Raw genomic sequence first — 13,279 nt, forward strand, 5'->3', positions numbered from 1 at the left:
TTTCCTCATGCTGCGACTCCAGTGCTTACCGGGATGTGTAGTGAGACGGCTGTTCCGGTCCCAGTCGAAGATAGAATTGAAAGCTCGCCACCGAGAGATTCAACGCGTTCTTTCATTCCGATCAAGCCTAGACCAGTTCTTGTCTTCATTCGAACATCGAACCCTTTCCCATTATCCTTGATCTCCACGAGGACTTTCTCCGATTCTTTCGTAACGCTTATCTCCACGTGAGAAGCGTGGGCGTGGCGCGCGCAGTTAGTCAGCGCCTCCTGCACGACCCGGTAGATGCAGGTCCGTACTTGATCATCGAGATCGTCGAAACCACCTTTCACTCGTACGGTTGCGGGCACGCCGGTGTGTCGGGAAAACTCACGTCCTTGCCATTCGAGGGCAGGTTCAAGCCCCAGATCGTCGAGCATGGAAGGTCGCAGGCCCATCGCTAGTCCTCGAACCGAACGCATCGCTTCAGCATTTAACCTTTTTGCCTCATCGATCCGGTCGCGAAATGAGGATTCTTCCGCCGTTCTCATTGCCTCGATATTGGCCAGTTCCATTCCCAGCGCTGTGAGGGTTTGCCCAACTTCATCGTGGAGTTCTCGGGATAGGGATTTCCGCTCCGTTTCCTGTGCCTGAACCAGTTTCCGCGCAAGCCGTCTCTGATCGGCCTCAGCTTCTTCGATTTTCGCACGCTGCGATTCGTGCTGGCCTTCGAGGACCGCAACCCGGTAGACGGTGACCGTCGCCACTAGCGCACCAAGGACAAGAGAAAACGTCATCATGCGAATCAGAAAGGAGCGCAATGTTTGCTGTCCCTGCTTGATTCTGGCCTGTTCAGCCTCTAGTGATTTCTGGTTCGCGCGGGCAATCTCACGGGCCAGCGACACGACTGTTTCACGCCGCGGCAGCACCTTATGCCGCAGGAATCCCCAGCTTTTTTCCGCTTTGTCCTGCGGGGTCCAATCAAATGTAGGATCCAGGGATTCCCAATACGCCTGCACTTCGTCCTGGATCTGCTGTAATCGTGGTGTGTACTCGCTGCCCATATGCGATGCCAAACTGTCCATACGGTTTTGGAGTGACTCTCGAATCTTCAGCAGCTGTTCACGGTGTTGTTTTACGTTCTGAGGTGATGGATCCAGCAAGTAGTCGCGAACCAAGATATCGGCGAGATACATGTCAGAAGCAATGTCGCGGCGAAATGCTTCCGTGCGCATGTACGACTCCTGTGTCCGCTGCATCTCCTCGTAAATAGACTTGGCTTTCCGCACGGCGCCAATGCCGAGGATAGCGATGAGCGTTACGAGTATGCCAAAGCTAATTGCCAGAATAACCGAAGACCGAGAGCGCATGGTGACTCCTTCTCGACCGTCTTCTCGAATGAATAGCAGTTCAAAACAGCTTTTGCGTGTATATCAGATAAGCTACCAGGACTCCGCCGAATAACATCGTGATGATCGAAGGAGCAGATATAAGAGGGCCCGAAGTTTCGATGTGCCTGCGCGTGCTGTTGTATCGAACCCAGGCAGCTCCGGAGAGGACCATGCCGACAACCATGAACATCATCCGATCTCGAAGGATATGCCGCTTTGCTGAATGAGCTTTTCATTCAGCCCGAGAAACTGTCGTAGCGTGACGCCGAACTTGGCAACCACGAAGCCGAACACAGTCAGGCTAATTGTCGTTCGGATGCAAGCAAGAAACGTGCGTTCGTTTGCGAGATGATCAGAATTGTTTGCCATTCGAAGCACCCGGATAAGTATAGGTCGCATGCGTGGCCAGAGCGGGCAGAAACGCGGGTTTTGATCCCTTCACGTGTGGCCAACTACTGCCTCGGCACTACGTGTACGAGCAAGCGGGCGATGGGGCGGCGTCTCCGTACAGTCGTGGCTGTACGTCGAGCAGAAGTATCCGATTTTTGTTGAAGACCCAAATGTCAGCGTGCATAGTAAAGCCATGGGACGAGGCTGGCAGATCGGGATCGCCTTAATGGTGGCGCTAGCGATCTTGTTGAGCTTCATTCATCCGGCTACTTCCGTCTTGGCTGGCTGGCAGGCAAAACTTCTCGGCATGCTTCAGCTGGCCGCTCTGACAGTCTTCAGTTTTGTCACTGCCGTATTTGTAAGTCATAGCCCGCTTGCGAAGAGTTGGTTGTGCGCACCCGGTCAAAGCGGAACAGCGCGAGTCAGGTTCATCTGTTCTTTCCTTTGTTAGACCTTTCCTTTTCTTTTCGCGAGGTGCCGTCGCATGCTTTCGCCAGCCCTGCTGCGAGAGTGCGCTCCCCGTTGTAAGCAAAGAGGCAGGAATATGGCTGCTCCCATAACTAAGCAGAAAGCTGCGATACCATCGCTTCAGTCTATCGATGCGCTCCGAGGAAGAACTCTGGTACTGGTGGCTCACCCGGACGATGAGCTCGCCTGTGCCGCATTGTTGCAGCGAGTTCAGCATCCGCTGGTTGTGATCGCAACCGACGGAGCGCCACAGGACGCGTACTTTTGGTCGTCATATGGAACAAGGCACAATTACGTAGCGGTTAGGCGGCAGGAAGCAATCGAATCGCTTAAGGGCGTATCGCCTTTAACGTTCTTGAATGACCGCACCAACACCCACCACTTTTCAGACCAGGCGCTTCACAAGAATCTAATTCATGCCGTCTGGCTGCTGCTTGAAACCGTTGGCGAGTTCGCTCCCGATGCCATCCTCACTTCTGCTTTCGAAGGGGGGCACCCGGACCACGATTCGTGCAGTTTCCTTGCTGCTCTGGTGGGAGGCACTCTCTGTGTACCGGTGTGGGAGATGCCTTTATACCACCGTGATGCCAAAGGGCAACTTGTGTGCCAGGAATTTCTGCAAGCCGTCGGCAATGAGGCTGAGATCTCGGCAACCGACAGGGAACTGATCGGACGAGAGAGAATGCTCGCGGTATACAGATCGCAAGCCGATCTCAGAGAATTTATTAGGGGGCCGAATGAGCTCTACCGGCCACAACTGGCTTACAACTATTCGTGTCCGCCCCATTCCGGTTTGCTTAATTATGAAGTGTGGCGTTGGCCGGTTAGCGGGGCTGAGGTCTCTCTCTCCATGACGAATTGTCACGCATACCTACAAGCGGCGTGCAAGTACTTGCACCAGACGCTCACAAGACCACCGAGGAGCGGCGCATGTGTTTCCTAGCGCGAGGTGCTGATACCGCGGAATCGACTGTGAGTATCTGCGCTCTGCTTGTCAAAGCATTTGGTTTTTCAACAGGCATCCGCATTCTATAAAAGGAGCCAAAATGCACATTCCTGCCCGCAGTCGAGGTTCAGTCCAAGTGAAGGCGGACACCTCGTTCGTAGCGCAAAGGATCCTACTGCCGGCGCAGAGGTTTTTCATACCGAGATCACCAGTGGGCTGATGCTGATCGTTGCCGCCACGGCTGCACTCGTCTGGGCCAACTCATCTGCGGCCGACTCGTATGGAAGATTCTGGACAACGCATATATCCATCCAATTCAGGAGTTTCTCTCTCTCGCATACCTTCCGCGAATGGATTAACGACGCGCTGATGGTGGTCTTTTTCTTTGTCGTTGGCTTGGAAATAAAGCGTGAGTTCGTGCACGGCGAGTTGTCTGGATGGAAGCGAGCCTCGTTGCCGATTATCTGTGCTTGGGCGGGATGATCGTTCCGGCAACGCTCTATCTTGTGTTCAATTCTGGGACACAGACAAGCCATGGGTGGGGAATCCCCATGGCTACTGATATTGCGTTCTCCCTTGGCGTCCTTTCAGGTTCAAATTAGTTTGCCTGCCGGGCTGATCGCATTTGCGAGATGCAGAGCCTGCTGATAATGTCGCAAAAAACGCCGGAGAGTTGAGGCACCGCAAGGCACTAGTATCTCTCAACGCCTTCGCCTTGAGTCACCTCGAATGCCGTCGATATAAGTCACTTGGACTCAACTTCGCCTAACAGAGCAATTAGGCCATCGGCCAGGGTGCCACGCCAGCTGAGATAGTCGTGTCCACCTTCGAACTCGTGGAAAAGGACTTCGTACCCCTTAGCTCGCAGTACATCTCGCAACGTCCGAGTGCAGAACAGGATGGAGTCCGGGCTTCCCGTGGCGTTGAATTCGGCGCTGCCGGCTTCCAAGTAGAACCGCAGCTGCTTCCTGGGGCTCGAGATGAATTGGCGTGTGACCCAGTTAGGCTCCGAACTGGAATCTATGGCATCGCTGCTGGAAGGTGGAGTTCTATGGAAGGCACCGGACTGCGCAAGGACATTGCCGAAGCTCTCCGCATGCCACAGAGCCGAGCATGTGGCGGCGAGACCGCCGGCGCTCGATCCGGCCACTACAGTGAGGTGAGGATCGCTGGTGAAGTTGTATAGACCGTGCGCCCAAGGCAGCAGTTCGGTCACCAGAGCCCGAGAAAACTCCCGATTGCAGACTAACTCGCGATCACGGCCGCCCGGCGCGTTGCCGATCAACAGCGCCACAGCTGGCGGTATTCGCCCCTCCGAAATCAGGTTATCGAGAATGACGGGCGTGGGAACCAGAGTAAGATATTCCTCCTCATCGAATAAGACTATCAGTGGATACGGTTCCGCATGCTGCGTGTATCCGGGCGGCAAATAGATGGCGATTTCACGCTCGTTGCCAAGGGTTGTGCTCTTAAACCGACGTTTCTCCACTCGTCCTCCGGCAACCCCAGGCTGGGGGGTGATCCAAGGCTGCGCTGGGGCATTGGGCATCTCGAGCACCGACTGTCCGCTATATTCCGGCGCATCCACGTTCCCAGGGTCGATGCGGTAGCGCTTGGGGTTAAGGGAATCTGGCCTGGCGGCTGTCGCCGCCATGGTGATGGCATCTGCGTCGAAGCCCAGCGACATCGGACGCAGGCGTCCAACATTGGTGGCCAGCGTATATGCAAGGCGCATTTTCCGATTCACTTTGATGGTCTTGTACCAGACGTCCGTGTCGCCTAAGCGTGTCATGAAGAATTCATCGGGCGTAACGCCAAGATAGGGAAGCCAAAGCACAAGAACATTGTGCGTATACGGCGTGCCCTTCCATACAAATGTCACAGCCATGTTTTCTCGATCGCCGGCAATAGGTTCGATTAGCGGTGCGCCAGTCTTGTTGATCTCCTGCCAGAACCAGTTGAGGCTTTCTTGTTCGCCGCGCTCAAGCGATTTACGCAGAGCTTCGATCCGCAGACTTTCCACCACAGGCTTGAGTGGGGCAAGTCGGGCGGCAAGTGTCACCACCTTGGCAAGCGCAATGCTATAGGTGCCAGTTGCGCGTGGGTTCTTTCCGGCAATGTCTACTCGATACGTTCCCGGAACATTGGCGACCAAGTTGAATTTCCCTTCTGCCGGTCCCATAGTGGCGCCGCGGAAGAGTCTGCCAGAGGGGTCGTACGTTCTCCCGATGAGTACCTGCCCACGTGGGTTCAACGCGAGCTGCACGAAATCGCCAGTGGCAAGTGTGAATGCAAATGATTGCTTTTGACCCGGGGTCAGGTCCACCTCGCGAACGTGGCCTGGCTTAAGTTGCATTTCCTGCGTACTGGCGACTCTACTCAAAACGGCGAAGACAACGAATAAGACCAGAAATCCACGTTTAGCGCACACGAGGATCCTCCTTTGATCATTTCGTGGTAGACGAAGACAACCAAGCTTCCGAGAATAACGCCGCATATCTATGACGCGCTGTGATGCGCAGGAACTTGGAAGAAATCAGATGTCCAGCCATGCATGTTTGAACAAGACGGAGAATCGACTGGGCAACCCGGTACCGACCGACTCAATTGGAAGGGTTACTGGGCACCCACGTAGGACCTGCTTATAATCGCTCTCAGCGACTTCAACCTTTAGTGCGCCGAAGGGTGCGGCACGACAAAAAGACTATGATTCCGTGCCAGGGTAGCTTCCCCAGTGGAGAGCGCTTGCTCAGGTACTTCTTCGTCACCAGTTAACCCAGGGTGAGATAGAAAATCTTCTGAGCCTTACCTTCCGCCAACGTCGCTCTGAATATCGGCGTTTGAGTACAGGCGCCGGTAAAGAACTTCATTGCGCACAATCGCCTGGACATACTCGCGAGTTTCGGTGAAAGGTATGCTTTCCACAAACTCGTCCATACCTCCATACGGACCTGCAGCCAGCCATTGGTTCACGCGGCTACTGCCCGCGTTGTATGCGGCGAGTGCATATTCCTTCTGGCCTTTGAACTCGTCTAGCAGCTGTCGAAAGTGGTAGATGCCAACCCGTAAGTTGATTTCCGGACGTTTTAAATCCACTGGCGTTACGGGAAATAATCCCACATTCCTGCCGGTAGCGGCTGCTGTCGATGGCAGCAGCTGCATTAGTCCGACTGCATTTGCGCTCCCTGATACTGACCGGCGTCACGGTAAATCCGTGACGCCTTGCGACTGAACTCTACGGAAGATAGATTTGCTGCGCGAAGCTCGTTTATGGCCAGATCAGCCAAACCGATCTTCTCCAGTACGAGACTACGCTCTAAGTGAACGCTGCTCGGCTGCCTCGAGGTGCGGCTGGTGCTCACGGTCGTTTGCTGCGGCGCCGCAACGGAAGTCCAGCCAGGTCCACTTTCAGTCACGCGGCTGGCACGTTAATGAAACCAAAGTGCCAGCCACGCTTCGTCCAGCAGTCATTTCCGCCGGCTGTACAGCTGAATTCTGACTCGTGCGGGAAAACAAGCGCTTTGCTTGAATAGATAAACTTTCCTTTAGATGGGCGCCGACCGCTCGCGTGAACTCGCGGCACGGGGAGTGATCTGGACTCGCGCGGTGAGCAACACGGATTCGGCTAAAGGCTGCCAAGAAGCTGCTGCCGTCACCAAGCAGCAACATGAGAAGACCAGAAGTCAACAGTCCGATAAACGGCACACTTTTCTATGGGGTGCGATAAGGCATTTGACTCATCGCTGTGGTCCTGCCGCAAAACTAAATGTCGTTGCGTCAGGCAGTTCGCGAGGAGATTACAGACCGTGTAATCCTCGTCACAGTCGTGATCTGGACGAACTCAGGCACTGGATGCCGCATACTGGGAGGAGAGAGTGGCGAAGACGCTTGGGCGGGCGATCTTCGACCTGCGGCGGGAATTGGGGCTCAATCAGACGGAATTCGGCATGCAAGTTGGGGTGACTGCAATGAGTGTCTCGAGATGGGAAGCGGACTCGAACTGCCCGCCCGGCGAGTGTACAATTGCGATCGCCAAGCTGGCGAAAGACCCGGAATCTTTCTGGTACTTCCTGTCGCAGATTGGCCTAACGAAAAAGGACATACACCCGCACACAACATAGAACGGCCGTTTTTGCAATCTTCGGCGTCAGTGCATATCGGATGCATAGCAAGGTACTTCTAATATTAGCCGTCGAGGACAACGAGGTGCACGGGTACGCCTTGAAGAAAATTCTCGAAAATGAAGGCTTCAAGGTAGCTCTGGCTGGTTCCGGCAATTCAGGGTTGAGATCAGCCGAGTTACTTAAGCCCGACCTCGTCCTGCTTGATGTGAACCTGCCCGACATGGACGGGTTCACAGTATGCAGGCGTTTGAAAGAGATGGCGCGCGAGCGAAAGCAGCACCTTCCCGTCGTGATTTATACGGCCCAGGATAGCTCCGTAAGGCAGGATGCGAAGGCCTGCGGCGCTGACTGCTTTTTGACCTATCCTGTGGAACCGCAGGACCTGGTGACGGTGATCAAAGGGACGCTTTCGAGATCCATCAAAAGTATGTGAATTGGCGCTTTTAGACAAAATCAATTTTTCAGCCGGACTCGAAAGCCCCCGAATATGCACCATCGGCAAACATTGCGACATTCTTTGGAGTTATTGCAAAGCTCCGAACATCTTGGCGTCGTGATCGCCAATGTAGACCGTATTCTCGATGCGAATGATGCGTTTCTGAAGATGATTCGATACACGCGCGAGGAAATGGAACAAGGTTTGATCGATTGGCGTGCCATTACACCTCCCAATTCTGCCGCAAAAGACGAAATAGCGCTGGAGCAACTACGTCTTTATGGAGCTGCAGTCCCATTTGAGAAGGAGTATGTCCTGCGCGACGGTACAAGTGTACCCATGTTGATGGGAGCCATTCGACTCAGCGAGTAGCCGCTTGAGTGGATGACTTACGTGGTCGATTTTACGGAACGGAAGCAAGCTGAACAATCCGAACTGGAAGTAAGAAAGCTACAGGCGCGGCAAGGCGTTGTGAACCAGATCGCCCACGAATTGAATAATCCTCTGGCTGCACTCATGTTTATCGTGCCTGCGCTCCGAGACCTTCCAGAACTCAAAGGCAGCTCCGACGCGCTGGAGATGTTGCGGAATGCCGAACAGATGCTGGAACGCATTGCGGCCTTGACGCGAGCCGTGCTCGCCGCTGGTTCGACAAAGAGCGGTTAGGGCACAGCGAAGTGAGTCCGGGGCGATCGACTTCTTAGACCTGGCGCGGCTAATAATCTCGCGGGCGGTAGTGCTCATTCAGATAGCCAGTGCTCCACGAACATTTTGGGTCATCTACTATCCATTTCTGTGCAAAACTTTGCAGTTGCCAGCCCTTGATTCTTAGATCTTGGTGCTAAGTGGCTGAAGAATATGGTCTTCCGCCCGAAATGAAGTTGGGCCATAAAGTGCGTCTCGTACCGATCAGTTCAGTGGAGGTAGCATGGTACGATTCGGATTAAACCAATCCTCAGGACGGATCGGCCTTTTCGCAGTGGCCCTGCTAGCCGTGACATTCGGCTTCGCACTGTCCGCGAATGCCGATATCGTCGTGGTTACAGGTGTAAACAATCAGGGGACGGATAACGTTCTCCTAAATCCGGCTACCAACGTCCTGACCGTTACGGGAACCGTTGGCGCTAACAATCTTCTCGTCAATTTCACCTCGACGAGCGGCAGTCAATTGCTCAATGCCAACCCTTCGGGGCAAGCAACGGTCTCGGGCGGCACGGGTAACGATCCGTTCTACCAGATCATGTTTGGTCTTGCGGGGGGAAGTACTTTCACCCGTTCCGTTTTTAACATCAATGCCGGGACAAGCGGGAGCGCCGTTATTCACGTCGAGGGCATCAATATCAATGGCGGCTTCTTCGAGGACGATTTCACCGTCGACGCGAATGGTGAGAACTTCTTCACTGTCACCGCGATCAACGGCCAGCTAATTTCATCGATCGCGCTCACCGCGATCAACGGTGCCACATTCGACGATCTGCGGCAGGTTCGACTTGGCGGCGGAGACATCGCTCCTCCTAGACTTCCTGAACCGGCCTCTTTGTCGCTGCTCGGCACTGGTCTCGCGGCACTCGCGGCCGCAGTGTCACGAAAACGCAAACTGAAATAACTGAATGCCATTGCCGCCTCTGGGATTGGAGTGAACCTTTTATGAGAGGGTTCACTCCTTCTTTTCAGCGACAAATGCTTCCGTCCACGGAGATCTTTACGCTGTGAGCGCCGCACCCGGGTGCGACTTCAGGAAGCTGGTTCGCCCAACTCTGACCGCATCGCTTGCTTATTGTCGCGTGGATTCAGCCGATCGCGACATCACCCAAACCATCACTCGAGAGCGAGGGATTTTCCCGATGCCCGCACCCTCGCACGGTCGGTTCAACGCCAGGATTACTGCCGCCTTGGTCAGGGGAACTATTTGGGTCGTCAGCCAAGTAGGGAAGGGATCGGTGTTTTCCTTTTCGCTTCCAATGCATGGTTAACGAGTGGCGAAACCGAATACTATCGGCGCGCTGAACATCGCGGCTCATTCGGGCACACCTCGAATACAAGCAAACTCAATTTGGACCGTCTCTTTTCCCCGGTAAACGAGATCAACAATATTGCCGTCTGGGGTTAGGTGTCCCGCAAAATCCCCGAAGTATGGGCTTGCAAGCGGTAAGGCGTGTCTCGTCAACAACTTAGGAGAGCGTTGCTCCGACTCTTAATCAGTAGGTTGAAGGTTCGATTCCTTCCGCGCTCACCATCTATCAACAACTTACGGCTGTTGCAATCCATTCTGCAATCCACTCATCGCCAGCCCCACGACCTTTTTGTGAGCCTGCTCCATCTCGTCCGTAACGACGTCACCATATTTCATCGTCGTCCGGATGTCGGTGTGTCTCATGAGCTTCTGCTGAACTGCAATGCCGGTGCCAACAGCATCAAGCCATGAACGATACGTGTGCCGAAGCGTGTGCGTTCCGAAGGTGCCGATCCCGGCGGCTTTCGCCGCCTTCTGGTACACGCGCCAGATCTGATCGTATGACCAAGGCAAGCGGCCAAGTTGTACTGGCGAAGCGAACACCCAATCACCCGGATCCGGGAAATCCGTTGCTTCGTGCCAGACTTTCAGCTCGGCAAGGAGTTCCTCGGCGATGGGCATCTGCTTTCCGGATTCGTCAGTCTTTACTTCGTCAACGTTCTGACAGACGATTCCGCGCTCGATTTGGAGGCGGCTTCCGTTCCAATCGAAGTCTGCCCATTTCAGGGCGAGAGCCTCACTGATTCGGAGGCCGAGCGAGACGCACAGTATTGCTATCGTCCGAAAAGGCTCAGGCAGATGTTGGGCGAAGAGGCGAAACTCCTCGACCGTCAAACTCCGCGGTTTCTTCACCCTCTTGCTGCCGCCCTTGATGGACACCAGCTCCATGGGATTGCGTTGTGTCGGAATGTCGCCCCGCCACATGGCATAGTCCCACAGCAAATGCAGTATGCCGCGGATGTGGACCTTGCTCTTCGGTGAAAGGACCAGTCCGCCCAACCAGATTTCCACTGGTCGAGCCTGGAGATCGGTGATCACATTTTCCTCGAACTTCGGGAGGACATGACACCGCAACCAGACATCGTAGCTGCGACGCGTATCAATGCGCGTTGGCATCTTCTCTATCCGGTAGCTTTCTACCAAGGCTTTCACCTTCGGTGCATCAGATTGCGTTTGTTGTTTGTTAGTGTCGTCAATGAGCTGACGACGGTGTGGTTCTGCTGCGCGTCGTGCTGAGGCCTTCGTCGGTAAATCCGACTCGTGCCCCAGCGGCTTGGTTCTTCTGGCCCCGTTCTCATCGCGCCAAAGGAAGTTCCAGGTTCGACGTCGCTTGTCAAATACAACACTTCCTTGTTGATGCCGTGCTCGCTTGGTCATCAATTCCTCCTAGTGAGCACGGACGGCATCCGGGAGTTTATCAAAGACCTCAGCTTAGGATTGGTGACTTCCTTCATCGCTAATTCACCGTGACCCGAGCACGAAGCCAGTGTGCAAGTTCCGATACCAAGAACCGCCAGGTCTTGCGCGAGCCGTGGCCGAGTGGATGTGCGGGGAGCGCACCTTGACGTGCCCAGTGCAGCAGCGTCCTCCGGTTGATCTTCAGGAACTTCGCCGCTTCGGTCGCATCCACGAAGCACTCGGAAACAGGCTTTAATTGATTCAGTACGACTTCAGGACTGCTCATGACTTCCTCCATAATTCCCTTGCGTTGAGGCTTTTGCGCGTTGGTCATGCCAAGCTTCCATGGCGACCGAAGCGCTGGATTCATTGAAGCGGCTGCCGTAATACTTAATCGTCGTCGAGACATCGTTATGCCAAAGCATCTTCGACAGCGTCAGATAATCTTTTGCGTGTTCCTTCAGCCAAGCGAACGCGACGATGTCACGGAAGAGGTGCGGTGTTACGCGGCGGCCACCATATCGGAGCGTCAACTCCGAGATCAGATTGCTGACAAACGCCTTACCAGCCACGTCCGATTCCCGAGGAACAAAGAGCGTGTCACACTTGCGGCCGTTCAAAAGAATCGGGCGATATCGGCTTAGATATTCTTCAAGCAACCCGACGAGGTGCCGCGGCACGAGACAATGTATCGGCACTCTCGTCTTCGTCTCCTTCTGGCTGAACTTGACTTGCCAGAACTCGGCATTCGCGTTCGCCGCTTCGGCCAGGCAGGCCCACTCAGGCTTATCGATGTAGCTGAAGGCCGGCACCTTAGCCTTGAATAGATTCGGATTCGGCCCCGCTACGCGACACTCGCGGATGTTACGTTGACGCCAAGGGAAGACCAGCAACCAGGCCACCATCAACTCGCCCATTACGAGACGGGCGACGTGCTCTTCTCCGTGTTTCGCGGCGTCATAGCGGTCCGCACGTATCTTCGCCGGAATCGACTCCAGAACGGCGTAGTCGAGATACTTCCTAGCTTTTCTGGCCTTGACGTCCTCATAGGTTTCGATCGGAACAGCCTCCAAAAGCGGGCGGAACCAGCTCACTTCAATGGCGCGATGTGCCGGATGCTTTGACACTGCGGCGAGGACGGAAGACAGCTCCGACACCAGCGGTCGCCCCTGTATCTTCTGTTCGTTGATGCACCACGAAATGAAGCCGGCGACCGTTGACTTCCTGATCAGTTGTTCCAATGACCTAATCTCGCCAATGTCAGCGACCTTCGTCGCAAAGCCGTACAACGCGCTAAGGGTCTGCCTTACACTCGTCGCCGAGACTGCCCTGATTTGAGCGCGTTTCGGCCGTTCAGGCTCGAACTCAGCAGTCTTCCAGCGAATCACTTCAGTGACCTCGTCCTTCAACTGCTGCGGGAACTCCGACAGCGGAACTCCATACTTCTTCTTCCGAAAGAAACCAAGCGGCGCGTTCTTCGTGTATCCGCAAGCAATCAGCGTCCGCCAACATGAATTGACCGTCCACTCCAAGTGCGAATAGCGTCTTCCTTCCATCGTCCGCTGTAGGACCCAGCGGTCGAAGTCGTCTTGCGTGACCTCTTGAGGCGAACTCTTGGTTTGCGCTAACCACTTGGCGACCGACAGACACTCATTCGTCTTTGCCCGGCTCAAGATCGTCTGCCATTCGCTTGACAAATGTGCACAGGGCACCCACCCGAGTGCTTGGGCTGCCTCCATAAGAATCCGCATGTAGTTGACGTAGCTGCGAACAGCCCCTTCTTTATGCTTTCGAGATTCCAAGAAAGGGCGGAAGCCTTCACGATTCATATGGATCAGATCGAGCGAGATATCGTCGGCTGGCTTCGCGAGGAATGCAGCAATCTTTGCTGCTGTGCTCCGAAGCATGGGTGTCTGTGACGTCGGCTGGCTATTGAGGTGCTCAAGAAGATCCGCGAGGGTTCTCACATCCGCGCGCTCGCGCGCGAACAGCGAGTCAGAACTTGGAAGCATCTCAGCAATTTGCGCACCATTAGGACTATTAACGAATGACATATATGCAATTTCTCCTAGCTCAACTCCGGTTTGAGTTGGTTTTATGTGCGTATAAAACGCGACGACCTCGGCATTGCGA

14 protein-coding genes and 1 pseudogene are annotated in these 13,279 nt (G+C 54.6%); 7 read left to right on the plus strand and 8 right to left on the minus strand.

The window, feature by feature from the left end; genetic code table 11:
- Positions 1–5 precede the first annotated feature (5 nt).
- Genes VN577_01720 through VN577_01730 form a run of 3 tightly spaced genes read right to left on the minus strand, consistent with a single transcriptional unit; the run spans position 6 to position 1,739 of the window.
- Positions 6–1,349 carry an ATP-binding protein gene (locus tag VN577_01720; GenBank protein HWR13518.1) on the minus strand — a complete coding sequence of 448 codons (1,344 nt, stop codon included), beginning with the start codon at positions 1,347–1,349 and terminating at the stop codon, positions 6–8.
- A gap of 40 nt (positions 1,350–1,389) precedes the next feature.
- Positions 1,390–1,563, minus strand: a complete 174-nt coding sequence (locus VN577_01725) for a hypothetical protein (GenBank protein ID HWR13519.1) — start codon at positions 1,561–1,563, stop codon at positions 1,390–1,392.
- Entirely contained in the window at positions 1,560–1,739 is a 180-nt protein-coding gene (locus VN577_01730; protein HWR13520.1) for a DUF202 domain-containing protein, read from the minus strand. The genes VN577_01725 and VN577_01730 overlap by 4 nt, the downstream gene beginning before the upstream one ends.
- Positions 1,740–2,304: 565 nt before the next feature.
- Between VN577_01730 and VN577_01735 the strand changes: the two genes are divergently transcribed.
- Both VN577_01735 and VN577_01740 read left to right on the plus strand, forming a co-directional pair.
- The gene (locus VN577_01735) at positions 2,305–3,171 is read left to right on the plus strand and encodes a PIG-L family deacetylase (GenBank protein ID HWR13521.1); all 867 of its coding nucleotides are present in this window, start codon (positions 2,305–2,307) and stop codon (positions 3,169–3,171) included.
- A 222-nt stretch (positions 3,172–3,393) separates the two neighbouring features.
- On the plus strand, positions 3,394–3,657 hold the full coding sequence (locus tag VN577_01740; protein ID HWR13522.1) for a Na+/H+ antiporter NhaA: 264 nt from the start codon (positions 3,394–3,396) through the stop codon (positions 3,655–3,657).
- Positions 3,658–3,919: 262 nt separating this feature from the next.
- On the opposite strand, the gene VN577_01745 is transcribed toward VN577_01740, so the two are convergent.
- Both VN577_01745 and VN577_01750 read right to left on the minus strand, forming a co-directional pair.
- Positions 3,920–5,605 carry an alpha/beta hydrolase-fold protein gene (locus VN577_01745; protein ID HWR13523.1) on the minus strand — a complete coding sequence of 562 codons (1,686 nt, stop codon included), beginning with the start codon at positions 5,603–5,605 and terminating at the stop codon, positions 3,920–3,922.
- Between the two features lie 374 nt (positions 5,606–5,979).
- Positions 5,980–6,354 (minus strand): annotated as a pseudogene (locus tag VN577_01750) (lytic transglycosylase domain-containing protein).
- A 695-nt stretch (positions 6,355–7,049) separates the two neighbouring features.
- Here VN577_01750 and VN577_01755 point away from each other — a divergent pair.
- The 5 genes from VN577_01755 (at position 7,050) to VN577_01775 (ending at position 9,340) form a co-directional block, all read left to right on the plus strand.
- Positions 7,050–7,295, plus strand: coding sequence for a helix-turn-helix domain-containing protein (locus tag VN577_01755; protein ID HWR13524.1), 246 nt, complete (start codon positions 7,050–7,052; stop codon positions 7,293–7,295).
- Positions 7,296–7,335: 40 nt separating this feature from the next.
- On the plus strand, positions 7,336–7,731 hold the full coding sequence (locus VN577_01760) for a response regulator (GenBank protein HWR13525.1): 396 nt from the start codon (positions 7,336–7,338) through the stop codon (positions 7,729–7,731).
- A 93-nt stretch (positions 7,732–7,824) separates the two neighbouring features.
- Positions 7,825–8,106 (plus strand): PAS domain-containing protein, encoded by a 282-nt coding sequence (locus tag VN577_01765; GenBank protein HWR13526.1) that lies wholly within the window; start codon positions 7,825–7,827, stop codon positions 8,104–8,106.
- 21 nt (positions 8,107–8,127) lie between these two features.
- Positions 8,128–8,400: a histidine kinase dimerization/phospho-acceptor domain-containing protein gene (locus VN577_01770; GenBank protein ID HWR13527.1), complete on the plus strand. Its 273-nt coding sequence runs from the start codon at positions 8,128–8,130 to the stop codon at positions 8,398–8,400.
- 262 nt (positions 8,401–8,662) lie between these two features.
- A complete protein-coding gene (locus tag VN577_01775) occupies positions 8,663–9,340 on the plus strand; it encodes a PEP-CTERM sorting domain-containing protein (protein ID HWR13528.1) in 678 nt (225 codons plus the stop codon).
- A 642-nt stretch (positions 9,341–9,982) separates the two neighbouring features.
- Here VN577_01775 and VN577_01780 read toward each other — a convergent pair.
- The 3 genes from VN577_01780 to VN577_01790 form a co-directional block, all read right to left on the minus strand.
- Positions 9,983–11,125: a site-specific integrase gene (locus tag VN577_01780; protein HWR13529.1), complete on the minus strand. Its 1,143-nt coding sequence runs from the start codon at positions 11,123–11,125 to the stop codon at positions 9,983–9,985.
- A 79-nt stretch (positions 11,126–11,204) separates the two neighbouring features.
- Positions 11,205–11,432, minus strand: a complete 228-nt coding sequence (locus tag VN577_01785) for a helix-turn-helix domain-containing protein (protein HWR13530.1) — start codon at positions 11,430–11,432, stop codon at positions 11,205–11,207.
- Complete coding sequence (locus VN577_01790) at positions 11,419–13,200, minus strand: site-specific integrase (GenBank protein HWR13531.1); 1,782 nt, start codon at positions 13,198–13,200, stop codon at positions 11,419–11,421. Before VN577_01790 ends, VN577_01785 begins: the two co-directional genes overlap by 14 nt.
- Positions 13,201–13,279 lie beyond the last annotated feature (79 nt).

Source organism: Terriglobales bacterium (assembly GCA_035561515.1).
Lineage (GTDB): Bacteria > Acidobacteriota > Terriglobia > Terriglobales > Acidobacteriaceae > DATMXP01.